The following is a 23,313-nucleotide window of genomic DNA, read 5'->3' as shown; positions in this document are numbered from 1 at the left end:
CGTCTCCGTGTTAGGCGGTGGCGCGCGCCACTTGACCGTCGCGGCACTGAAGCGTGGCCGCGACGATGTCGTCCGCGAGATCGATGTTGAGCGTGCCTTCCTTGGTGATGATCAGCTTCAGGAAGTCCAGGAGATTGCGGGCGTAGAGTGCGGAGGCATCGGCGCCGACCATCGAAGCGAGATTCGTGTGGCCGACGATATGCACGCCGTGCTTCATCACCACCGTATCGACTTCGGTGAGCGGGCAGTTGCCGCCTTTTTTGCCCTCGAACTCGGGGCCGCGTCCGGCGGCGAGATCGACGATCACGCTGCCCGGCTTCATGTGCTTCACCGTTTCGACGGAAATGAGCGTCGGCGCGGGACGGCCCGGAATCAGCGCCGTCGAAATGACGATGTCCGCCGCCTTCGCACGTTCGTGCACCTGCGCCGACTGCCGCGCGAGCCAGCTTGGCGGCATCGGGCGCGCGTAGCCGCCGACGCCTTCCGCCGCTTCGCGTTCCTCATCGGTTTCGAACGGCACGTCCACGAACTTCCCGCCAAGCGATTCGATCTGCTCCTTCACGGCCGGACGCACATCGGACGCTTCGACGACCGCGCCGAGACGCTTGGCCGTCGCAATCGCCTGCAGGCCCGCGACGCCCGCGCCGAGCACGAGCACACGCGCCGCTTTCACGGTGCCGGCGGCGGTCATCAGCATGGGCATGAAGCGCTGGTAGTACTGGCAGGCCATCAGCACGGCTTTATAACCGGCGATGTTGGCCTGCGACGAGAGCACGTCGAGACTTTGCGCGCGCGTGGTGCGGGGCGCGGCTTCGAGCGCGAACGCGGTCACGTTCGCGGATGCGAGCCGTGCGGTGTTCTCGGTGTTGAAGGGATCGAGCATGCCGATGAGCACGGCGCCCGGCTTGAGCATCACCAGTTCTGTTTCGCTCGGCGATTGCACCTTGAGGACGATTTCGGCGGAAAAGGCCGTGGCGGCATCGACGAGATCCGCGCCCGCCTGAGCGAACGCATCGTCGATATAGCTTGCCGGCAAGCCCGCGCCGCTCTGGACAGAAACGCGATGTCCTTGCGTGACGAGCTTTTTGACCGTTTCGGGCGTAGCGGCGACGCGCGCCTCGTTCGCCCGCGTTTCAGCAGGCACTCCAATATGCATCTTCAAATCTCCTGTCTTTGTTGCCTTCGTCACCGGGCAAGGCTTAGGAAGGCTTAAGGCTGAGTTTTATATTTCAAATGCTGGAACTTACGGCTATCGCAACTGTAACCGAAGAATGCGCGCGCAAGAATCCGATCCGGCACTCGTTCCGTTTTGCCCACACTCGGCGCTAACCCTTAGGGCGGCTGCGCGGGAACTGTGCGAGGACGGTAAAATATCTGACCATGAAATCAGATACTTGGGCCCCCCACGTTACGGTGGCTGCCATCATCGAGCGGGACGGCCGTTTTCTCGTCATCGAGGAGCACACCTCGGCAGGGCTGCGAATCAACCAACCGGCCGGTCATCTCGAAGCGGGCGAAACGCTCGTCGAAGCCGTGATCCGCGAGACGCTCGAAGAAACTGCGCATCGCTTCGAACCCGAAGCGCTCGTCGGCGCCTATATGACGCACTTCGCGCGGCCGGGCCGCGATGTCACGTACCTGCGGTTCACGTTCTGCGGCAGGTCGTCGGGAGAAGAGTCCGGCCGTTCGCTCGATGAAGGCATCGTGCGCGCGATGTGGCTCACCGCGGACGAATTGCGGGCGTCGTCGGACCGGCACCGGACACCCCTCGTGATGAAGTGTGTCGACGATTATTTATCCGGGCGGCGCGTGCCGCTCGATTTCATTCATACGCATTCGGTCGCGCCGATAGTGCGGAACTGAGGCGTTCGTTCCTATGAGCAAGCGAAGAGTAGTGGTGGGCATGTCGGGCGGCGTGGATTCGTCGGTGACGGCATGGCTTCTGAAGGAGCAGGGCTACGACGTGGTCGGCCTCTTCATGAAGAACTGGGAAGACGACGACGACGGCGAATATTGCTCGACGCGGCAAGACTGGATCGACGTCGTTTCGGTCGCGGACCTGCTCGGCATCGACGTCGAGGCGGTCAACTTCGCCGCCGAATATAAAGACCGCGTGTTCGCGGAATTCCTGCGCGAGTATTCGGCGGGCCGCACGCCCAATCCCGACGTGCTCTGCAACGCCGAAATCAAGTTCAAGGCGTTCCTCGACCACGCGATGTCGCTCGGCGCGGAAACCATCGCGACCGGACATTACGCACGCGTGCGCGAGCAGAACGGGCTTTTCCAGCTACTCAAGGCCACCGATTCGACCAAGGATCAGTCGTATTTCCTGCATCGGCTGAATCAGGCGCAACTCTCGAAGACGCTCTTTCCGCTCGGCGAGATTCCGAAGACGAAGGTGCGCGAAATCGCCGCGCAGATCGGCCTGCCGAACGCCAAGAAGAAAGATTCGACCGGCATTTGCTTCATCGGCGAACGGCCGTTCCGCGAATTCCTGAATCGCTATCTGCCGACCAAACCCGGCCCGATGAAGACTGCGGAAGGCAAGATCGTCGGCGAGCATATTGGACTTGCGTTCTACACGTTCGGGCAGCGCAAGGGCATCGGCATCGGTGGCGCGAAGGACGGCAGCGGCGAGCCGTGGTTCGTCGCCGGCAAGGACATGGCGACGAATACGCTTTACGTCGTGCAGGGGCACGATCACCCGTGGCTGCTGTCGCCGACGCTCGTCGCGGGCAACACGAGCTGGGTCGCGGGCTTCGCGCCGGAAGAGGGCGCGGCGTGCGGCGCGAAGACGCGTTATCGTCAGCAGGATGCGGCGTGCCGCTTCGCGCATGCCGACGACGGCCGCTTCGCGCTCCATTTCGATGACGCGCAGTGGGCCGTGACGCCGGGGCAATCCGCGGTGCTGTATCAGGGCGACGTCTGCCTGGGCGGCGGCATCATCGAGCATGCGGCGGCGGGCCGCGAGCCGGCGGACGCCGCAGTACTTTCCGCCGCGCGCTGAAGTCGGCGTATGCGCCCTGGCTACGGTCAGGGCGTTTTGCATTTTTCCTATCGATTCGATAAAAACTATTTTGATACAAGTGCTTGACCGTCTATCTAGTGATAGATAAATTAAACACATCGAACGCAGGGACAATGACCGAAATGGACCGCAACACCGTACGCGAAGCGCTGCTGGATCATGCTCAGACGCTCTTGATGACGCGCGGCTACAACGGGTTCAGCTACCGCGACTTGTCCGAACTGGTCGGGGTGAAGACGTCGAGCATCCACTACTACTTTCCGACCAAGGAAGACCTCGCGCTCGAAGCGGTGAACGCCTACAGCGCGGATGTCATGTCATCGATCTACGCCATCGACAGTTCGGCCCCGGCGGACAAGAAGCTCGATCGTTACGCGAAGCTGTTCGGACGGATCATCGGCGGGGGGAACCAGATTTGCCTGTGCGGGATGCTCGCGGCGGACATCGAATCGTTGCCGGAGAAGGTTCGGCACGCGGTGCAGTCGTTCTACAAGGCGAACGAGAACTGGCTGGCGAAAGTGCTCGCCGAAGGCGAAGCGCAGGACACGCTCGTGGCCGGCGGCAATCCCGAGGCGGCGGCGCGCACGTTGTACGCCGCGTTTCAGGGAAGCCTGCTTGCTTGCCGGCTGTTTCAGACGCGTACGCGGCTGGAAGAAGTCGCAAATGCCGTCCGCCGGTAGATAAACGGTAGATAAGCCTGTGGATAACCTTGTGAAAATCGCGTGAATTGTCGTTTGAAAAACTATCTTCAGGTAGATAGATTTTGGCGACCGACATTGCCTTGATCGAATTCTGGCGCTTCTGTGCGCTCTTGCGGGCTTAAACCGGCTTTCCGTCGACGAAAGAAGCGCTAAAGGTCGCACATCATATGTTCGACATGCGCTCGATTGTCTATCTAGTAGTAGATGTAATTGGTCATGCAGTTTGCGTTTTCGACAACTCAAAAGGAAGGAGTGCATCAATGAAAGAACTCAAAGCCGCTGTCATCGCCGCCGCCGTCGCAACCGCCGTGTGGGCGCAACCCGCAGCGCATGCGCAATCCGCCGCGCCGGTTTTGGAGCCCGCGACGCAGCAGTTCATCGACGCCCTTGCCGCGAAAAACCTGCCGCCGATCTACACGCTCTCGCCCGCCGATGCGCGCAACGTGCTCGCCGGCGCGCAAGCGCAGCCGGTAAAGAAGCAAGCCGCGAAGATCGAGGATCGCGTGATCGACGCAGGACCGACTGGCAAGATCGCGCTGCGCATCGTGCGCCCCGAGCACGCGAAGGGCGCGCTGCCCGTCGTCATGTATTTCCACGGCGGCGGCTGGGTGCTCGGCGACAAGAACACGCATGACCGCCTCGTGCGCGAAATCGCGAATGGCGCGCAGGCGGCCGTCGTGTTCGTCGATTACGACCGTTCGCCCGAGACGAAATATCCCGTGCCGATCGAAGAGGCGTACGCGGCGACGCGCTACGTCGCGGATCACGCACGCGAATTCGGCGTCGATGCGTCGCGCATGGCTGTTGCGGGCGATAGCGTCGGCGGCAACATGACGGCGGCGGTCACGCTGCTCGCGAAGGAGCGCGGCGGCCCGGCATTGCGCGCGCAAGTGCTCTTCTATCCGGTGACGGACGCGAGCTTCGACGACGGCTCGTACACCCGCTTCGCGAACGGGCCCTGGCTCACGCGCGACGCGATGAAGTGGTTCTGGGACGCCTACGCGCCGAACGAAGCCGACCGCGCGAAGATCACGGCATCGCCGCTGCGCGCGAGCATCGATGAGCTGAAGGGATTGCCGCCCGCGCTCGTCATCACCGATGAAAACGACGTGCTGCGCGACGAAGGCGAAGCCTATGCCCGCAAGCTGACGCAGGCAGGCGTGCCGGTCACGTCGGTCCGCTACAACGGCACGATCCACGACTTCGTTATGCTCAACGCGCTGGCCGACACGCCCGCCACGCGCGCGGCCATCGGTCAGGCGAACGCGACGCTGCGAGCCGCGCTTCAGAAGTAAAGGCGACGCGCCCTTAGACGGGCGCGGTGTCGATGAACGACGGGCGCTGCGAGATGCGCGCGAAGTATTTGTCGAGGTTCGGATGCGCGTCGCGCCAGTTCAGGTCCGGCATCCGGAAATCGAGATAGCCGAGCGCGCAGCCGCATGCGATGTCCGCGAGCGTGAAGCGGTTCGCCGAGCACCATTGCTTCGAGCCGAGGCCGCGCGCCATCGCGCGCAGGCCGTCTTCCACCTTGCGCTGCTGCCGCGCCGTCCACTTTTCGCTGCGCTGCGCCTCTTCACGCACCACGCCTTCGAGCCGGATCAGCACGGCGGCGTCGAGCATGCCGTCGGCGAGCGCTTCCCAGCAACGCACTTCGGTGCGCTCGCGCCGCTCCTGCGGCAAAAGCTTGCCGACCGGCGTGAGCGTGTCCACGTACTCGCAGATGACGCGCGAATCGAACACCGCTTCGCCGTCGTCCAGAATGAGGCAGGGCACCTTGCCGAGCGGGTTGTAGTCGTGGATCTTCGAATCGGATGCCCAGACGTCTTCGAGCACCAGTTCGCAATCGATCTTCTTTTCCGCCATGACGATCCGCACCTTGCGGACGAATGGGCTGGGGTGCGAACCGATCAGTTTCATCATCTATTCTTCGCTGTTGATCCGGAATGCGGGCGACGACGATCTTAACCGGGCGCGCTCGAACCATCGGCAATTTAGAGATAGCGGCGGACGACAATGTCGCCTGCCCACAACATGCGACGACGCGCCCGGCGCGCTGCGGCGCGCGGCAAATTATTGCGAACTGGCGGTCGTCGCCGCGCTTGCCACGGGACACGGCAGCACCGGCGCGGACGCGGGTTTTGCCGCCGTGCCGCCGCCTTTGCCCTTCGCGGACGCGGCCGGCGCGCTCGCCGTCGCGGTCGCGTGCGGCAGCGAGCCCAGGCTGCGCATACCTGCGGAGATCGCCGACCCGAGTTCACCGACCGCCTTGCGATGACCCTCCACGAGCGCGTCGTAGCCCGAGGCCACGCGCTCCTGCGCCACGGTCCGGCAGGTCAGCACGATGTCGGAGCCGGCGGCGCGCACGCTCCACACGGCGTCGATCACGGCTTGCGCGCCCGGCCACGATTCGAAGCGCTGCACGTTCACCTTGACGCGATACACCGGCACGGCGTCCGGATGCGGCGTGCCGTAGACATCGATCGCGCCGAGTTGCTGCGTCAGATCGGCCGACAGCGCGCGACGCACTTCATCGCCGGGCAGCGACGCCCAGCGCTCTTCTTCGAGCACGCGTACCTGCGCGGGGCTCGTCTGCACCACCAACTGATTGCGCGCGACCTGCTGCGGCATGTCGACCGGCGCGAGCTCGAAATAGAACGAAGCGGGCGCGGACGACACCGGGCGCGCGTCGCTGCCGCCGAGCGTATAGAAACGGCTCGCCGGCGAAGCGCAGGCGGCGAGCATCGCGGCCGCGCCCAGGGTCGATATCAACGAGCCGAACTTCATGGTTTGTCTCCCGATTTGCCGCGCACGAGCGATTCCGGATGACGTTCCAGATAATCCGCGAGCGAATTGAGCGATTGCAGCGTGCGCGTGAGTTCCTGCAGCGCCTGATGCACGTCCGATTGCAGCGGCGAATCCTGCTGCAAGGTGGATTGCGCATCCCCGAAAGTCTTCTTCGCCTGCGTGAGCGTGTCCTTCATCTCCGGCATGACTTCCTTGTCGAGCCGGTTGAACAGCGCGTTGGCGTTCTTCAGCGAGCCGTTCAGGTTCGTGCCGATTTCGTCGAACGGAATCTTGTCGATCTTGCGCGCGATATCCGCGATCTGCAGTTGCAGTTCGTCGAGCGTATTCGGAATCGTCGGCAACTCGACCGGATCGGTGCTCGCGCTCACCTTAGCGGCGGGCGCCTTCGGGAAGAAGTCGAGCGCGATATACAGCTGGCTCGTCAACAGGTTGCCGGTGCGCAATTGTCCGCGCAGGCCGCGTTTCACCAGCAATTGCAGCATGTCCTGGTTGGCGGTCGAACCCTGTTCCGGAAGCGCGCGGCTCACGCGACTGCCGAGACGATCGGGATAGATGTCAATCGTGACCGGCATTCTGAACTGATGCGAGACCGGATCGTATTGCACGCCGATGCCCGTCACCTGACCGAGCACGATGCCGCGGAAATCGACCGGCGCACCGACCGACAGCCCGCGTAGCGACTGATTGAAGTTCATCACGACATGCAGGGCCTGGCCGTCGGGATCGCGCATCGCGTCGGCCTGATCGCCAGCGAGACGGAAGGTGGCGTTGTTCTGCGCCTGCGGGCCGGACTGCTGGTTGGGCGGCGTCTGGAAGGCGATGCCGCCGAGCACCACAGTCGAGAGCGATTGCGTGTTGAGCGTGAAGCCGCTCGAATCGAGCCGCAGATCGACGCCGCTCGCATGCCACCAGCGCGAATTGGTGCCGACGTACTGATCGTAAGGCGCGGTGACGAACACCTGCAGCGTGACGCCGGTGCCGTCCTTGTCGAGCGAAAACGCGACGACCTGGCCCACCTGCACGCGCCGGTAATACACCGGCGAGCCGATATCGAGCGAGCCGAGCGATTCGCCATGCAGCGTGAACGTGTGGCCCTTCTGGTCGCCGGTGACGGCGGGTGGCGTTTCGAGCCCGACGAAATAGGACTCGTCGACGGTCGATTTGCCCGCATCGACGCCGATATACGCGCCGGACAAGAGCGTCGACAAGCCGGTCACGCCGCTTGCCGCGACGCGCGGACGCACGACCCAGAAGCGCGTGTCCTTCACGGCGAAGTCGGTGGCTTCCTTGGTGAGCTGCACATCGACGAGCACGTGCGAATGATCCTTCGACAACGTGATGGAATTGACCGTGCCGATATCCACGTCTTTGAACTTCACCTTGGTCTTGCCGGGTTCGAGCCCTTCCGCGGAGATGAAGCTGATGGTGACGGTCGGTCCGCGGCTCGACACCGTCTTCACGACCAGAATCAACCCGATCAACGCCGCGACGAGCGGAATGACCCACACGAGCGAGGGCAGCCAGCGGCTGCGCGGCTCGATCACGGGTTCGGGGAGATTCGGCGGCAGTCCGCCGCCTTTGCCTTGAACGCCGTTGCTGCCGTCGGCGGACGGCGGCGCGGGCTGCTTCGGGTCGTTCGGACCTTGGGCACTAGTCATGTTTCTTTCCTGACGGTTCTATGTTGTCCCAGATGAGGCGCGGGTCGAATTGCATGGACGCGATCATCGTCAGTACGACGACCGATGCGAACGCGAGCGCGCCCGGTCCCGGCGTGATGACGGCGAGCGACTTGAAGCGCACGAGCGCGATGGTGAGCGTGATCACGAAGACATCGAGCATCGACCAGCGGCCGATGCCTTCGACGATGCGAAACAGCGTCGTGCGCTGGCGCGGTTGCCATTGCGAACGCCGCTGCACGCTGACGACGAGAAAGCCGAGCGTGAAGAGCTTGAGCATCGGCACCAGAATGCTGGCGATGAAAATCACGGCGGCGAGCGGATAGTCGCCGTCGTTCCAGAACAGCGCGACGCCGCTCATGATGGTGTCGTCCTCGGAGCCGAGGATCGACGACGTATGCATGATCGGAAACAGGTTCGCGGGAATATAAAGAATCGCCGCGCTGATGAGCAGTGCCCAGGTGCGCGCGATGCTGTCGGGATGGCGCCGGTGCACGACCGCGTCGCAGCGCGTGCAGCGCTGCTTCTCGATGGTATGCGCGAGCGGCTGCACGAGCCCGCACGCGTGGCAGGACACGAGATGCGCGCGCGAGGCGGTCGTCAATTGCGGCTGCGGCGCATCGACGCCTGCCGGCTGTTCCATGGTGTCGCTCATTGCTTTGGCCTCGTGGCGGGGCGCGGCCCGAGCCGGCTCGCGATGTCCCATAGCGCGCGCGGATCGAAGCTCACGACGACTGCGAACATCAGCGTGAGCGCGCCGAATGCGAAGAGCGCCGCTTCGGGGATCACGCGCGCGATGCTCACCATTTTCACGAGCGTGACCAGCACGCCGAGCATGAAGACTTCGATCATCCCCCACGGGCGCACGAACTGGATCGCGCGCAACAATGCGTGAAAGCCGGGCGGCACGTAGCCTGAGCGCAGCGGGATCAGCACGTACAGCAGCGCGATGAGTTCGCTCAACGGAAAGAGGACCGTCGAGCAGAAGACGAGGACGGCCATGATCTCCATCTGCTCGTTCCACAGCGCGACGATCGCGCCGATGAGCGTCGTCTGCGAGGTCAGCCCGTTGGCATCCAGTTCGACGATGGGAAAGGCCTGCGCGATCACGAACGTGACGAGCGCGGCGAGCGTCATCGCGGAGATCTTGTCGAGATTCGACGAGATGCTGCGATAAAGCAGTGAACCGCAGCGCGGGCATTTCGCCGATGTGCGCCGGGGCAATGTACGTTTATGAAAAAGCGCGTCGCATTCGTGACACGCGATGAGTTCGTCCGGTTCGTTCGCGTTCATGGTCGGAGGCCCGAGAAGGTCGAGCGGATTTTTCGGACGCCGCGAGAGCGTAGCAAGCCGCGGGCCAGCGCAATGCGCAGCAGCATGTTATCAAATGACGCATGGATGTCGGCCCCATGGCAGCCGGGCATGACGCTTCATTACAAGCGGAATGAAATCATCTCGTGGCTCGTTAACTCTTCCAGGCCGGATTGCGGCGCTGTTCACGCTGCCTCTTTGCGTTTCCATCGACCGTTGCACGCGTGAAATAGTTCGTTGCATGCGTGATACGCGAGGGCACACAAGCGTGGTTCGGCAGCCCGCAAAGCCACGCCGCACGGGGCTTTGCGCCGTTGCGAGGCGCATTTTGCGCGCGCTGGCAAATCGTTATCGTTGATGTAGCATGGCGGCCTACGCTACTCGTCGCCGGCTGACGGCGAGCCGGGAACCATCGAACACACTGGGTGAAAGCAATATGGAAAGCAGTGCGCGCATCGCGGCGACAGCGCCGGAGCAAGGTTACAGCGCCACGGCGATCGGCTTGCACTGGCTGATCGCGTTGTTGATCATCGGCGGCTTCGGCCTTGGCTGGATCATGACCGATATCCCCGGCATCACGCCCACGAAGCTCAAGTACTTCTCGTGGCACAAGTGGATCGGCGTGACGGTCTTCGCGCTCGCGCTGCTGCGCGTGCTGTGGCGCGCCACGCACCCGGCGCCGCCGATGCCCGGCGGCATGCCGCGCTGGCAGCAGAGCGCGGCCAATCTCACGCACTTTCTGCTTTACGTGCTGATGCTTGTCATTCCCGTGTCAGGTTATCTGTACAGCTCGGCGGCGGGGATTCAGGTCGTGTATCTCGGCGTGCTGCCGTTGCCGACGATCATCGGTCCGGACAAGGCGCTGAAGGCCACGCTGCGCATCGTGCATGTCGCGTTGAACTACACGCTGCTGTTCTTCGTCGTCATGCACGTGCTCGCTGCGCTCAAGCACCATTTCGTCGATCGCGACGGCTTGCTCGGGCGCATGCTGCCGTTTCTCAGATAAGCGCGCCGATTGTTTCCTCGCCGTTGGCAGGACGTTTCCCGGCGGCTGATTGTTCTTGCGTTCTTTTGATTTCCAATACCGGTTTGCCTTTTCAAACCGCATCGAATCGTTTCAACAGGGCACACATGAAAGTGAAACTCAATCGTTGGATGGCCGTGGCCGCTACGCTCGCAATCGCAGCCGCCGCGCATGCGCAGGTGGATGTCAGCAAGAGCACGGTGATCGCCACCTCGAAGCAGATGAACGTGCCTACCGACGGCAAGTTCAACAAGTTCAGCGCGCAGATCGCCTTCGATCCGGCCAAGCCGGCGGCGGGCACGGCGAACATCACGATCGACACCGGCAGCTACGACCTCGGCGACGACGAGTACAACAAGCAGGTGCGCGGCGCGGAATGGTTCGATGCGGGCAAGTACCCGACCGCGACCTTCGTCTCCAGCGCGATCGCGCCCGCGGGCGGCAACAAGTACAACGTCACGGGCAAGATCACGATCAAGGGCAAGTCGCAGACCGTCACGGTGCCGGTGACGGTCACGCAGCAGGGCGCGACGGAGACCTTCGACGGCGCGCTGCCGATCAAACGCACCCAGTTCGATGTCGGAACGGGTGAATGGAAGGATACGTCGATCGTGGCGGACGACGTCGTCATCAAGTTTCACATCGTCGCCGCGAAGAAGTGAGCGGTGCATTTTTCGCGTATCTGCGCGTATCTGGTTAGTCAGGAGAACAACTTGAAAAAGCTTTCGATCATCGCGGCGGGCGCGCTCGCAATGGGTCTTTCGTTCGGCGCAATGGCGGCGGACACGTATCAGCTCGACCCGAACCACACGTATCCGAGCTTCGAAGCGGATCACTTCGGCGGCATCTCGACGTGGCGCGGCAAGTTCAACAAGAGCAGCGGCACCGTCGTGCTCGATCGCGCGGCCAAGACCGGCACGGTCGACGTGACGATCGACATCGCTTCGGTGAACACCGGCAACGTGAAGCTGGACGAGCATCTGCAAAAAGCCGAGTTCTTCGATGTCGCGAAGTACCCGACGGCCGTGTACAAGGGCACGTCGATCAAGTTCGACGGCGACAAGCCTTCGGAAGTGATCGGCACGCTGACGATGCACGGCGTGACCAAGCCGATCAACCTGAAGGTCGAAAGCTTCAAGTGCTTCGTGAACCCGATGATGAAGAAGGAAGTGTGCGGCGTGGAAGCCACCACGACCTTCGATCGCGGCGACTTCGGCATGGATTACGGCAAGGCGTATGGATTCAGCCTGAAGACGGTGCTGCATATTCAGGCGGAAGGCGTGAAGCAGTAAATCTCCGCGCCTGAAAACAAAGCGGCCGGTCTGTGAAGACCGGCCGCTTTTTTACGTCCTGACGACACGCGCGCCGCTCAAACCTGCGCGCCGGCGTTCGGATCGTTCGGATCGAACTTGTCCTTCTTGTCCTTCACGAGATCCTCGCGCTTCACGCCGAACCACATGGCGAGCGCCGCCGCGACGAACACCGACGAATAGATACCGAACAGGATACCCACCGTCAGCGCCAGCGCGAAGTAGTGCAGCGTCGGGCCGCCGAAGAAGAACATCGACAGCACCATCATTTCCGTACAGCCGTGGGTGATGATGGTTCGCGACATCGTGCTCGTGATCGCGTGGTCGATGACTTCCTTGACCGTCATCTTGCGCTGCTTGCGGAACGTCTCGCGAATCCGGTCGAAGATAACCACCGACTCGTTCACCGAATAGCCGAGCACCGCGAGAATCGCCGCCAGCACCGACAGCGAGAACTCCCACTGGAAGTAAGCGAAGAAGCCGAGAATGATCACCACGTCGTGCAGGTTCGCGATGACGCCCGCCACCGCGTACTTCCATTCGAAGCGAAACGACAGGTAAATGACGATGCCGATCACCACGCACGCGAGCGCGAGCAGGCCGTTCGTGACGAGCTCCTTGCCCACCTGCGGTCCGACGAACTCCACGCGCTGCAGCTTCACTTGCGCGTTGTCGGCCTTGAGCGCGGTCATCACCTGATCGCTCTGCTGCGCCGAGGTCAGGCCCTGCTTGAGCGGCAGACGGATCAGCACGTCCTGCGAGGTGCCGAAGTTCTGCACCTGCGCGTCGGCATAGCCGAGCTTTGCCATCGACGCGCGCACGGGTTCGAGTTGCGCGGCTTGCGGATACTGCACTTCGACGACCGTGCCGCCGGTGAACTCCACCGACAGATGCAGGCCGCGATGCATGAGGAAAAACACGGCCACGAGGAACGTCACGAGCGAAATCACGTTGAAAATCAACGCGCGCTCCATGAACGGCAAGTCGCGGCGGATGCGGAAAAATTCCATGTCTTGTCTCTCCGGACTAGAGCGGGATCAGTGCGACTGGCCCGGTTTCTGTTGATCGATGCCGGGACCGGAGCGGCGGCGCACCGACGGCTTGCCGGTGCGCGGGCTCGCCTGAGTGGCCGGTTCCGGTGCGCGCGGCGCGGCCACGGCGGTCTTCGTCTTGCCCTTGGCCGTCTTCACGATTTCGTCCACGGGCGAGTCGTCGCCGCGCTGCGCCGCGAGATAAGCCGCCGCGGCCGCTTCGGCATTCGCGCCGTCCGGACGCCACACCTGACCGATCGCGAGCGACTTCAGCTTCTTCTTGCCGCCGTACCACAGGTTCACGAGGCCGCGCGAGAAGAACACGGCCGAGAACATCGACGTGAGAATGCCGATGCAGTGCACGACCGCGAAGCCGCGCACCGGGCCCGAACCGAAAGCGAGCAGGGCGAGACCGGCGATCAGCGTGGTGACGTTCGAGTCGAGAATCGTCGCCCAGGCGTGCTTGAAGCCTTCCTGAATCGCGGTCTGCGGCGGCGCGCCGTTACGCAGTTCTTCGCGGATACGCTCGTTGATCAGCACGTTGGCGTCGATCGCCATACCGAGCGCGAGCGCGATAGCCGCGATGCCCGGCAACGTCAGCGTGGCCTGCAGCAGCGAAAGCACCGCGACCAGCAAGAGCAGGTTGACCGACAACGAGAGCATCGAGAACAGGCCGAACAGCAGGTAGTACGCGATCATGAAGACGGCGATCGCGGCGAAACCGTACGTGACCGAATCGAAACCCTTCTTGATGTTGTCCGCGCCGAGGCTCGGGCCGACCGTGCGTTCCTCGATGATATCCATCGGCGCCGCGAGCGAACCGGCGCGCAGCAGCAGCGCGAGATCGGTGGCGGCTTGCGGCGTCGGCTGGCCGGTGATCGAGAAGCGGTCGCCGAGTTCGGACTGGATGGTCGCGACCGTCAGCACTTCGCCCTTGCCCTTTTCGAAGAGCACCATGGCCATCGGCTTGCCGATGTTGTCGCGCGACACCGCCGACACCGCGCGGCCGCCAGCGGAATCGAGACGGATGTTGACGGACGGGCGCTGATGCTCGTCGAAGCCCGCGGATGCATCGACGATGCGGTCGCCGGTGAAGATCACCTGCTTGCGCAGGAGCACGATGCGGTCGCCCTGCTTGAACGCCTCGTCGCCGGGCGGCACCGCGTCGTTCGGGCCGATATAGGTGTTGATCGGGTCGGCGAGACGCGCTTCGAGCGTCGCCGTGCGGCCGATGATGTCCTTCGCCTTCGCTGTGTCCTGCACGCCCGGCAGCTCGACCACGATGCGGTCCGAGCCCTGCTGCTGGATCACCGGCTCCGCGACGCCGAGCTCGTTTACGCGGTTATGCAGCGTGGTGATGTTCTGTTTGAGCGCGGCATCCTCGACGGTCTTCTGCGCGTCCGGCGCGAAGGTGCCGACGACCTGGAAGCCGTCGCCGCCCTGGCGCGTGGTCCACTGCAGTTCGGACACGCCCGTCTGGAGCAGCGTGCGCGCGTTGTCCGCCGCGGCCTGATCCGAAAAATTCACGGCGACCGATTGCCCGACGCGGTTCACGCCGCCGTCGCGGATATTGCGGTCGCGCAGGTACGTGCGCGCGTCGGCGGCGTCGGAGTCGAGCTTCTTGTTGAGCGCGCCGGCCATGTCGACCTGCAGCAGGAAGTGCACGCCGCCGCGCAGGTCGAGACCGAGGTACATCGGCAGCGCGTGCAGGGCCGTCAGCCAGCGCGGCGAGGCGCTCTGCAGGTTCAGCGCGACGATGTACTGCGGATCGGACGGATCGGCGTTCAGCGCTTTCGTGAGCAGATCTTTCACGTGCAGCTGCGTGTCCGTGTCCTTCAGGCGCACGCGGATGTTCGCGTTCAGCTGCGCGTTGTCGAAGGTGACTTCGTCGGCCTTGATGTTGCTCGCGGCGAGCGCGGCTTCGACGGTCGAGAGCGTCGACGAATCGAGCTTGACCGTCGCCTTGCCGCTCGACACCTGAACTGCGGGCGCTTCGCCGAAGAAGTTGGGGAGCGTGTACACGAGGCCGATGACGAGCGCCACCAGCATCACGACATACTTCCAGAGGGGATAACGATTCATGGGGATGGCCGACCGGAAAGTTGGCTTCGGGGGAGAGGGCGTCCGGCGATATGCGCTGCGGGCCGGTCGGAAGACGCGGATGGCTCGCCAAGCGAGGCCGCGCCGGACGCGATGGAACGATTGGCCTTACCGCGGGCCTTACAGCGACTTGATCGTGCCCTTCGGGAGAATGGTCGTGACGGCGGCCTTCTGCACGGTGATTTCCGTGCCTTCGGCGATTTCCACGCCCACGTACGCGTCCGACACCTTCGTCACCTTGCCGACGATACCGCCGTTCGTCACGACTTCGTCGCCCTTTGCCATCGCAGAGAGCATGTTGCGATGCTCCTTCTGACGCTTCATCTGCGGACGGATCATGATGAAGTACAGCACCGCGAACATCAGGATCAGCGGCAGGAAGCTCATCAGGCTCGATTCCGCGCCACCGGTTGCGCCTTGTGCAAAGGCATTGGAAATGAACGACACGTTGGTCTCTCCGTTAAAAACGTCAGAAATACGTTCGAAAAACTCGAATAGAAATTAGCCCGGTATTCTACCACCCGCCCATGCCGCGAGACCCCGGGAATGCTTTGGCATCAAGCCGTTACGGCAGCTTTTCCCGAAATTCCGCGGCATTTTCCGCAAGCGATAGAAAGCAGATTGTAAACCCCGTCGCGCCGTTTCGAGACGCGCCTCAATCGACGCCGCGCGCCCGGTTTTCCGCAAAGGTCTTGCGGAACGCATCGAACGTGTGATTCTCGATCGATTCGCGCACTTCGCCGATCAGTTCGAGGTAGTAGTGCAGGTTGTGAATCGTATTGAGTTGCGCGCCGAGAATTTCGCCCACGCGATGCAGATGATGCAGATAGCCGCGCGTGAAGTTCCGGCACGTATAGCAGCCGCAGGATTCGTCGAGCGGCTTCATCGAGTTCTTGTGCGTCGCGTTCTTGATCTTCAGGTCGCCGAAGCGCGTGAAGAGCCAGCCGTTGCGCGCGTTGCGCGTGGGCATCACGCAGTCGAACATGTCGACGCCCGCCGCCACGCCCGCGACGAGATCTTCCGGCGTGCCGACGCCCATCAGGTAATGCGGCTTGTCGGCGGGCAGCTTCGGGCCGATATGGTTCAGCACGCGCATCATGTCTTCCTTCGGCTCGCCGACCGACAGGCCGCCGATCGCGAGGCCGTGAAAGCCGATATCGGAGAGGCCCGCGAGCGATTCGTCGCGCAGGTCCTCGAACATGCCGCCCTGCACGATGCCGAAGAGCGCATTCGGATTGCCGAGCCGGTTGAATTCGTCGATGGAGCGCTTCGCCCAGCGCATCGACATGCGCATGGAGTCGGCGGCGTCCTTGTGCGAAGTCGCAATGCCGTTGGTCGAGTAGGGCGTGCATTCGTCGAACTGCATGACGATGTCCGAGTTCAGCACCTTCTGGATCTGCATCGACACTTCGGGCGAGAGGAACAGCTTGTCGCCATTGATCGGTGAGGCGAACGTAACGCCATCTTCGGTGATTTTGCGCAGATCGCCCAGCGAAAACACCTGAAAGCCGCCGGAGTCGGTGAGGATCGGCCGATTCCATCCCATGAACTTGTGCAGGCCGCCGTGTGCGCCGATGACTTCGAGCCCCGGACGCAGCCAGAGGTGAAACGTGTTGCCGAGGATGATTTGCGCGCGGATTTCTTCCAGTTCTCGCGGCTGGATCGCCTTGACGGTGCCGTAGGTGCCGACCGGCATGAAAATCGGCGTTTCGACGACGCCGTGATTGAGCGTGAGACGGCCGCGGCGCGCCTGGCCGTCAGTCGTGAGCAATTCGAACTTGAGCCCGTTTTCGGGCGGATTATGTTGACCTTCGGTCATCTTCTGAAGCTCCTGCAACCGGAGAACAGTCCGGCGCAAAGTGTGTTGATGAAACGGGTTAAGCGCGCGTCAGCAACATCGCGTCGCCGTAACTGAAAAAGCGATAACGCTGCTCGATCGCGTGTTTGTATGCGTCGCGGATCGTCTCCATGCCGGCGAACGCGGACACGAGCATCAGCAGCGTCGATTTCGGCAAGTGGAAATTCGTCACCAGCCGGTCGACGACGCGGAATTCGTAGCCCGGCGTGATGAAGATGTCGGTTTCCGCCTGCGTCGCGGCAAGCGGTTTGCCCGCCTGCGCGGCGTCGCGGGCGGCGGCTTCCAGCGCGCGCATCGACGTGGTGCCGACCGCGATCACCTTATTGCCGCGCGCCTTCACCGCCGCGATGCGCTCGGCGAGCGATTGCGGCAGGTCGTACCACTCGCTGTGCATCTTGTGCTCGGCGATATTCTCCACGCGCACCGGCTGAAACGTGCCCGCGCCGACATGCAGCGTCAGGGTCGCGCGCTCGACGCCACGCGCGTCCAGTTCGGCGAAAAGCGCGTCGTCGAAATGCAGGCCGGCGGTCGGCGCGGCCACCGCGCCCGGATTGGCCGCATAGACCGTCTGATAGCGCGTTTCGTCGTAGGCGTCGGCGTCGTGCTCGATGTACGGCGGCAGCGGCAAGCGCCCGTATTGCTCGATGAGCGTCAGGCATTCGGCCGGGAAATGCAGCGTGTAGAACGGCTCGACGCGCTCGCCGACGGTCACGTCGAACGCATCCGCGAGGCGGATCGTGCCGCCTTCGGCCGGGCTCTTGCTCGCGCGGATCTGCGCGAGCGCCGTGGTCGCGCCGGTCAGACGCTCGACCAGCACTTCGACGCGCCCGCCGCTGGCCTTCTGGCCGAAGAAGCGCGCCTTCAGGACTTTGGTATCGTTGAACACCAGCAGGTCGCCGGCATCGACGAGATTCGGCAACTCGGAGAAGCGCCGGTCGACGAGCCGGGTTGTCGTCGGGCCGCCGGACACGTCGAGCAGGCGGCTTGCGCTGCGCTCGGCGAGCGCACTCTGCGCGATCAGCTCGGGCGGCAGATTAAAATCGAAATCGGAAAGCGTGAACATGGCTTGAACGTTGCGCGAACGGGCGCGAACGAAGTGTTATCAAATTCAATCGCGCCGAACAAACCTCATATTGTACTTGCGAAGAGAGTCAATGCCCTTGTCCGACCGCCGTTTGGCCTCGACCGATCCGCTGCCCGTGGAGGAAAGCGAAGCCCCGCGCGCTCCCGCCGCCGCGCGCAAGAAGGCGAAAACGGAGGAAAAGCCGAAACCTGTCGTGAAAACGGCGGACAAGCTCGCCAAGCTCGGCCTCAAATCCGACATCGATCTCGTGCTGCATCTGCCGATGCGCTACGAGGACGAAACGCAGCTCACGCCCATCGGTGAATTGATTCCCGGCGATATCGCGCAGACCGAAGGCGTCGTGTTCGATAACGAAATCGCGTACCGGCCGCGCCGCCAGTTGCTCGTGAAAATTCACGACGAGGCCGGCGACGAGCTCACGCTGCGCTTTCTCAATTTTTACGGCTCGCAGGTCAAGCAAATGGCCATCGGCGTGCGGCTGCGCGTGCGCGGCGACGTGCGCGGCGGCTTCTTCGGGCTCGAGATGGTGCATCCGGCGGTGCGTCCGGTCGACGAAGATACGCCGCTGCCGCAAGCGCTCACGCCGGTGTATCCGTCGACGGCGGGCGTCTCGCAGGCGTATTTGCGCAAGGCGATCGATTCGGCGATCTCGCGCGTGTCGCTGCCGGAGCTTTTGCCGGAACCGATCGCGCATGCCTATCTGAAACCGCTCGACGTGCCCGGCCTGCTCGACGCCGTCAAGACGCTGCATCATCCGCGCGCGGATTCGGACGAAACCGCGCTCATCGACGGCACGCATCCGGCGTGGACGCGCATCAAGTTCGAGGAACTGCTCGCGCAGCAACTGTCGCTCAAGCGCGCGCACGAAGAGCGCCGCACCCGCGCCGCGCCCGCCATGCCGCGCCGTCTGGCCGGCGACGAACAATCGCTCGTCGTGCGGCTGCTCCAGGCGCTGCCCTTCGCGCTGACCGGCGCGCAGCAGCGCGTGGTCGCGGAAATCGCAGGAGAGCTCACGCTCGCGCATCCGATGCAGCGTCTCTTGCAGGGCGATGTCGGCAGCGGCAAGACGATCGTCGCGGCGCTCGCGGCGGCGCAGGCCATCGACGCGGGTTATCAGGCCGCGCTCATGGCGCCGACCGAAATTCTCGCGGAACAGCACGCGCGCAAGCTGCGCGGCTGGCTGGAGCCGCTCGGCGTGTCGGTCGCGTGGCTCGCGGGCAGTCTCAAGGCGAAGGAGAAGCGCGCCGCGCTCGAAGCGGCCGCGCTCGGCACGGCGCAACTGATCATCGGCACGCACGCGATCATTCAGGACGCGGTGGAGTTCGCGCGCCTGGGCCTCGTGATCGTCGACGAGCAGCATCGCTTCGGCGTCGCGCAGCGGCTTGCGCTGCGTGCCAAGGCGGCCAACGCGGCGGACGGCGCACGCGATTTCCAGCCGCATCAACTGATGATGTCCGCCACGCCGATCCCGCGCACGCTCGCCATGACCTATTACGCCGATCTCGACGTGTCCACGATCGACGAACTGCCGCCCGGCCGCACGCCGATTCTGACGAAAGTCGTCTCGGACGGCCGCCGCGACGAGATCATCGGCCGCGTGCGCGAGGCGGCGCTGACCGGGCGGCAGGTCTACTGGGTCTGTCCGCTGATCGAGGAAAGCGAAACGCTGCAGTTGCAGACAGCCGTGGAAACCTACGAGACGCTTGCCGCCGCGCTGCCTGAATTGCGCGTCGGGCTGGTGCACGGCCGTCTCGCGCCCGCCGAAAAGGCCGCCGTCATGGACGCGTTTTCGCGCAACGAAGTGCAACTGCTCGTCGCGACGACGGTGATCGAAGTCGGCGTCGACGTGCCCAACGCGTCGCTGATGGTGATCGAGCACGCGGAGCGTTTCGGGCTCGCGCAGTTGCATCAGTTGCGCGGGCGCGTGGGGCGCGGCAGCGCGGCGTCCATCTGCGTGCTGATGTATGCGAATCCGCTGTCGCAGACGGCGCGCGAGCGCCTGAAGACGATGCGCGAAACCACCGACGGCTTCGAGATCGCCCGGCGCGATCTGGAAATCCGCGGTCCGGGCGAGTTTCTCGGCGCGCGGCAGTCGGGCGAAGCCATGCTGCGTTTCGCCAGTCTCGAAAACGACGGCTGGCTGATCGAACCCGCGCGCGAAGCCGCCGATCGGATGCTCAAGTCCTTTCCAGACGCGGTCACGCGCCATCTCGCGCGCTGGCTCGGCGCGCGCGAGCATTATTTAAAGGCCTAGTCGCTGAACTTGCGGGCGTCGCGTCGGTCCCTAATTGGGCGTTACAGCCTCGCTGTTGTCGAAGTGCGGTCAGCGGGTGTATAAGTCAAACCTATCGAATCAATGTATTTCATTGGCCTCCAATGACGCTCACTGAACTGAAGTACATCGTCGCGGTTGCGCGCGAACGGCATTTCGGCCGCGCGGCCGAGGCGTGCTTCGTCAGCCAGCCGACGCTGTCGGTGGCTATCAAGAAGCTCGAAGACGAATTGAACGTGCAGATCTTCGAGCGCGGCACGAGCGAAGTCAGCGTGACGCCCATCGGCGAGCAGATCGTCACCCAGGCGCAGCGCGTGCTCGAACAGACGCTCGCCATCAAGGAAATCGCCAAGCAGGGCAAGGATCCGCTGGTCGGGCCGCTCAGGCTGGGCGTCATCTACACCATCGGACCGTATCTGCTGCCCACGCTCGTCAAGCAGATGATCAAATCCGTGCCGCAGATGCCGCTGATGCTTCAGGAGAATTACACGCTCAAGCTGATCGAGCTGCTGAAGCAGGGCGAAATCGATGTCGCCATCATGGCGCTGCCGTTTCCCGAAACCGGTCTGATGGTGCGCGCGCTCTACGACGAGCCGTTCGTCGTCGCCATGCCGTCGGGCCACGCGTGGGAAAACCGCGCGAAGATCGATCCGGACGATCTCAAACAGGAAACCATGCTGCTGCTCGGCAGCGGCCATTGCTTCCGCGATCACGTGCTCGGCGTCTGTCCCGAGCTCATGCGCTTTTCGCAGAACGCGGACGGCATCCAGAAGACGTTCGAAGGCTCGTCGCTGGAAACGATTCGCCATATGGTTGCGAGCGGCGTCGGCATCACGGTGCTGCCGCGCATGTCGGTGAGCGAAGTGAAGCCGCATGCCCCCGGCATCGATTCCGGTTTGCTCAGCTACGTGCCGTTCGACGAGCCCGTGCCGGACCGGCGCGTCGTGCTCGCGTGGCGCAAGAGCTTCACGCGCATGCCCGCCATCGACGCCATTTCGGAAGCGATCGCCAATTGCGATCTGCCGGGCGTGAAGAAGCTCGATATGCCCGTCGCGGTCAACTGATCGCATCTCGCTTCGCTTGAACGAACGCCGCGCGCCGGAAACGGAGCGCGGCGTTTTCGTTTATGGTGCCGCATCGCAGCTATCGAATAGATAAAAATAATCGATTTATAAAAATCGATAGCTTTCTATACGATCCTCTTCAAGCTCACACAGAAAGAGGATTCCATGACCGCCACGACCTTCTTCGACCGCTGGAACAGCCTGCGCGACATGGCGGTGTCGATCCTCGCCGATTTCGCCCGCGTTGCCTGAGCACGCGCCGCGCATTCATCCAACGCCAACGCAAAACAGGAGCATCACGATGACGACCCAACGACTCACGACCGCAGCAGGCGCACCCGTCGGCGACAACCAGAACGCGCAGACCGCCGGCCCGCGCGGTCCCGTCACGCTTCAGGACTTCTGGCTCGTCGAGAAGCTCGCGCACTTCGACCGCGAGGTGATTCCCGAGCGCCGTGTGCACGCGAAAGGTTCCGGCGCGTTCGGCACGTTCCGCGTGACGCACGACATCTCGCGCTACACGAAGGCGAAGCTGTTCGCGGGCGTCGGCAAGGAAACGCCGATCTTCATGCGCTTTTCGACCGTCGCGGGCGAGCGCGGCGCCGCCGATGCCGAGCGCGACGTGCGCGGCTTCTCGATCAAGTTCTACACGGAAGAGGGTAACTGGGACGTGGTCGGCAACAACACGCCGGTGTTTTTCATCCGCGACCCGCTCAAGTTCCCCGACTTCATCCATACGCAAAAGCGCGATCCGTACACGAATCTGCGCAGCAATGTCGCGGCGTGGGATTTCTGGTCGCGTCATCCGGAATCGCTGCATCAGGTCACGATTCTCATGAGCGACCGCGGCATTCCGAAGAGTTACCGTCAGATGCACGGCTTCGGCTCGCATACGTTCTCGTTCATCAACGAGGACAACGAACGCTTCTATGTGAAGTTCCACTTCAAGGCGCAGCAGCCGCTCGAGAACTACACGGACGCCGAAGCCGCGGCTGTCGTTGCGGGCGATCGTGAAAGCGCGCAGCGCGACCTCGTGAACAACATCGACGACGGCAATTTCCCGCGCTGGAATTTCCGCATTCAGGTGATGACGGAAGAGCAGGCCGCCAACTCGGCGATGAACCCGTTCGATATCACGAAGGTGTGGCCGCACAAGGACTATCCGCTGATCGACGTCGGCGTGATCGAGCTGAATCGCAACGCGCAGAACTATTTCGCGGATGTCGAGCAGGCCGCGTTCACGCCGGCGAACGTGGTGCCGGGCATCGGCTTCTCGCCGGACCGCCTGTTGCAAGGGCGTCTGTTCTCGTATGGCGACACGCAGCGTTATCGGCTTGGTATCAACCATCATCAGATTCCGGTGAATGCGCCCCGTGCGCCGGTCGCGAATTCGTTTCATCGCGATGGCGCGATGCGCACCGACGGCAATCTCGGTCAACGCGTGAACTACGAGCCGAACCGCTACGGCGAATTCGCGCAGGACGCGAGCGTGAACGAGCCGCCGCTCGCGGCCGGCGCGGTGTATCGCTACGACCATCGCGAGGACGACGATTACTACAGCCAGCCGGCCGCGCTTTTCAGGCTGTTCGACGATGCGCAGCGTGAACGCTTCTTCGGCAACATCGCGCGGCATATTCACGGCGTGCCGAACGAGATCGTCGCGCGGCAGGTCGAGCATTTCCGGCGCATCGATCCGGCTTACGCGCAGGGCGTCATCGATGCGCTCGCGAAGCTCGGCCAGATCGTCGACGAGAAAGACACGGCCGCCGTCTGAAGGCGGCGCAACCGAACACCGGGAGAAAACATCATGTCTCAAGCGCTGGTTCACATCGCACAGGCCGTCGAGCAGATCGAAGCGACGAGCCGTCAGGCCTCGCGCGGCGTGCGCGTCGCGATTGCGTTCGGCATCGTTGCGGCGGGCTATGGGCTCGTCGTCGCGAGCGGCGTGGCCGGCGCGTGAGCGTGATTGCGTCATCAAGGCGCAGCCGGAACGCTTCGAAGTCTCGCCGTGCAATAAAGCGTTCCCCGTTTCTAAGATAAACTGTCGGA

General features: G+C 63.3%; 22 protein-coding genes. 11 read left to right on the top strand and 11 right to left on the bottom strand.

Annotated features, from left to right (window positions below; genetic code table 11):
- Positions 1-10: 10 nt before the first annotated feature.
- Positions 11-1,156, bottom strand: coding sequence for a Re/Si-specific NAD(P)(+) transhydrogenase subunit alpha (locus AWB70_RS00790; protein ID WP_053567423.1), 1,146 nt, complete (start codon positions 1,154-1,156; stop codon positions 11-13).
- A gap of 224 nt (positions 1,157-1,380) precedes the next feature.
- On the opposite strand from AWB70_RS00790, the gene AWB70_RS00785 reads away from it, so the two are divergent.
- From AWB70_RS00785 to AWB70_RS00770, 4 genes are all read left to right on the top strand, one after another.
- Positions 1,381-1,863, top strand: a complete 483-nt coding sequence (locus AWB70_RS00785; RefSeq protein WP_053567424.1) for an NUDIX hydrolase — start codon at positions 1,381-1,383, stop codon at positions 1,861-1,863.
- A gap of 13 nt (positions 1,864-1,876) precedes the next feature.
- Complete coding sequence (mnmA, locus tag AWB70_RS00780; RefSeq protein ID WP_053567425.1) at positions 1,877-3,007, top strand: tRNA 2-thiouridine(34) synthase MnmA; 1,131 nt, start codon at positions 1,877-1,879, stop codon at positions 3,005-3,007.
- 143 nt (positions 3,008-3,150) lie between these two features.
- Entirely contained in the window at positions 3,151-3,708 is a 558-nt protein-coding gene (locus AWB70_RS00775; protein ID WP_053567602.1) for a TetR/AcrR family transcriptional regulator, read from the top strand.
- Between the two features lie 281 nt (positions 3,709-3,989).
- Complete coding sequence (locus tag AWB70_RS00770; RefSeq protein ID WP_053567426.1) at positions 3,990-5,024, top strand: alpha/beta hydrolase; 1,035 nt, start codon at positions 3,990-3,992, stop codon at positions 5,022-5,024.
- Between the two features lie 13 nt (positions 5,025-5,037).
- Here the strand turns inward: AWB70_RS00770 and AWB70_RS00765 are convergent, their stop codons facing one another.
- From AWB70_RS00765 to AWB70_RS00745, 5 genes are all read right to left on the bottom strand, one after another.
- Positions 5,038-5,649, bottom strand: a complete 612-nt coding sequence (locus AWB70_RS00765; RefSeq protein WP_014190426.1) for a glutathione S-transferase family protein — start codon at positions 5,647-5,649, stop codon at positions 5,038-5,040.
- A gap of 150 nt (positions 5,650-5,799) precedes the next feature.
- On the bottom strand, positions 5,800-6,513 hold the full coding sequence (locus AWB70_RS00760) for a PqiC family protein (RefSeq protein WP_053567427.1): 714 nt from the start codon (positions 6,511-6,513) through the stop codon (positions 5,800-5,802).
- Positions 6,510-8,192 carry a PqiB family protein gene (locus AWB70_RS00755; RefSeq protein WP_014190428.1) on the bottom strand — a complete coding sequence of 561 codons (1,683 nt, stop codon included), beginning with the start codon at positions 8,190-8,192 and terminating at the stop codon, positions 6,510-6,512. Before AWB70_RS00755 ends, AWB70_RS00760 begins: the two co-directional genes overlap by 4 nt.
- The gene (locus AWB70_RS00750; protein ID WP_053567428.1) at positions 8,185-8,865 is read right to left on the bottom strand and encodes a paraquat-inducible protein A; all 681 of its coding nucleotides are present in this window, start codon (positions 8,863-8,865) and stop codon (positions 8,185-8,187) included. Before AWB70_RS00750 ends, AWB70_RS00755 begins: the two co-directional genes overlap by 8 nt.
- The gene (locus AWB70_RS00745; protein WP_053567429.1) at positions 8,862-9,503 is read right to left on the bottom strand and encodes a paraquat-inducible protein A; all 642 of its coding nucleotides are present in this window, start codon (positions 9,501-9,503) and stop codon (positions 8,862-8,864) included. The genes AWB70_RS00750 and AWB70_RS00745 overlap by 4 nt, the downstream gene beginning before the upstream one ends.
- Positions 9,504-9,957: 454 nt before the next feature.
- Here AWB70_RS00745 and AWB70_RS00740 point away from each other — a divergent pair, with 454 nt between their 5' ends.
- The 3 genes from AWB70_RS00740 (at position 9,958) to AWB70_RS00730 (ending at position 11,837) form a co-directional block, all read left to right on the top strand.
- Positions 9,958-10,527, top strand: a complete 570-nt coding sequence (locus AWB70_RS00740) for a cytochrome b (RefSeq protein WP_053567430.1) — start codon at positions 9,958-9,960, stop codon at positions 10,525-10,527.
- A gap of 125 nt (positions 10,528-10,652) precedes the next feature.
- A complete protein-coding gene (locus AWB70_RS00735) occupies positions 10,653-11,207 on the top strand; it encodes a YceI family protein (protein WP_014190432.1) in 555 nt (184 codons plus the stop codon).
- A gap of 51 nt (positions 11,208-11,258) precedes the next feature.
- Positions 11,259-11,837: a YceI family protein gene (locus AWB70_RS00730; protein WP_053567431.1), complete on the top strand. Its 579-nt coding sequence runs from the start codon at positions 11,259-11,261 to the stop codon at positions 11,835-11,837.
- A gap of 77 nt (positions 11,838-11,914) precedes the next feature.
- Here the strand turns inward: AWB70_RS00730 and secF are convergent, their stop codons facing one another.
- The 5 genes from secF to queA all read right to left on the bottom strand — a co-directional run bounded on the left by secF (position 11,915) and on the right by queA (position 17,907).
- Positions 11,915-12,865, bottom strand: coding sequence for a protein translocase subunit SecF (gene secF, locus AWB70_RS00725; protein WP_014190434.1), 951 nt, complete (start codon positions 12,863-12,865; stop codon positions 11,915-11,917).
- 27 nt (positions 12,866-12,892) lie between these two features.
- Complete coding sequence (secD, locus tag AWB70_RS00720; RefSeq protein WP_053567432.1) at positions 12,893-14,968, bottom strand: protein translocase subunit SecD; 2,076 nt, start codon at positions 14,966-14,968, stop codon at positions 12,893-12,895.
- Between the two features lie 138 nt (positions 14,969-15,106).
- Entirely contained in the window at positions 15,107-15,433 is a 327-nt protein-coding gene (yajC, locus tag AWB70_RS00715) for a preprotein translocase subunit YajC (protein ID WP_014190436.1), read from the bottom strand.
- A 208-nt stretch (positions 15,434-15,641) separates the two neighbouring features.
- Positions 15,642-16,805 (bottom strand): tRNA guanosine(34) transglycosylase Tgt, encoded by a 1,164-nt coding sequence (tgt, locus tag AWB70_RS00710; RefSeq protein WP_053567433.1) that lies wholly within the window; start codon positions 16,803-16,805, stop codon positions 15,642-15,644.
- A 58-nt stretch (positions 16,806-16,863) separates the two neighbouring features.
- Positions 16,864-17,907 carry a tRNA preQ1(34) S-adenosylmethionine ribosyltransferase-isomerase QueA gene (gene queA / locus AWB70_RS00705; protein WP_053567434.1) on the bottom strand — a complete coding sequence of 348 codons (1,044 nt, stop codon included), beginning with the start codon at positions 17,905-17,907 and terminating at the stop codon, positions 16,864-16,866.
- 91 nt (positions 17,908-17,998) lie between these two features.
- Between queA and recG the strand changes: the two genes are divergently transcribed.
- The 4 genes from recG (at position 17,999) to AWB70_RS38635 (ending at position 23,224) form a co-directional block, all read left to right on the top strand.
- A complete protein-coding gene (gene recG, locus AWB70_RS00700) occupies positions 17,999-20,182 on the top strand; it encodes an ATP-dependent DNA helicase RecG (RefSeq protein WP_053567435.1) in 2,184 nt (727 codons plus the stop codon).
- A gap of 122 nt (positions 20,183-20,304) precedes the next feature.
- The gene (locus AWB70_RS00695) at positions 20,305-21,264 is read left to right on the top strand and encodes a hydrogen peroxide-inducible genes activator (protein ID WP_014190440.1); all 960 of its coding nucleotides are present in this window, start codon (positions 20,305-20,307) and stop codon (positions 21,262-21,264) included.
- 301 nt (positions 21,265-21,565) lie between these two features.
- Positions 21,566-23,038, top strand: coding sequence for a catalase (locus AWB70_RS00690; RefSeq protein WP_053567436.1), 1,473 nt, complete (start codon positions 21,566-21,568; stop codon positions 23,036-23,038).
- A gap of 33 nt (positions 23,039-23,071) precedes the next feature.
- Positions 23,072-23,224, top strand: a complete 153-nt coding sequence (locus AWB70_RS38635) for a hypothetical protein (RefSeq protein ID WP_156902982.1) — start codon at positions 23,072-23,074, stop codon at positions 23,222-23,224.
- Positions 23,225-23,313 lie beyond the last annotated feature (89 nt).

Origin of the sequence: Caballeronia cordobensis, assembly GCF_001544575.2 — a bacterium.
GTDB lineage: Bacteria > Pseudomonadota > Gammaproteobacteria > Burkholderiales > Burkholderiaceae > Caballeronia > Caballeronia cordobensis.
This window is presented reverse-complemented; position numbering and strand designations above follow the sequence as displayed.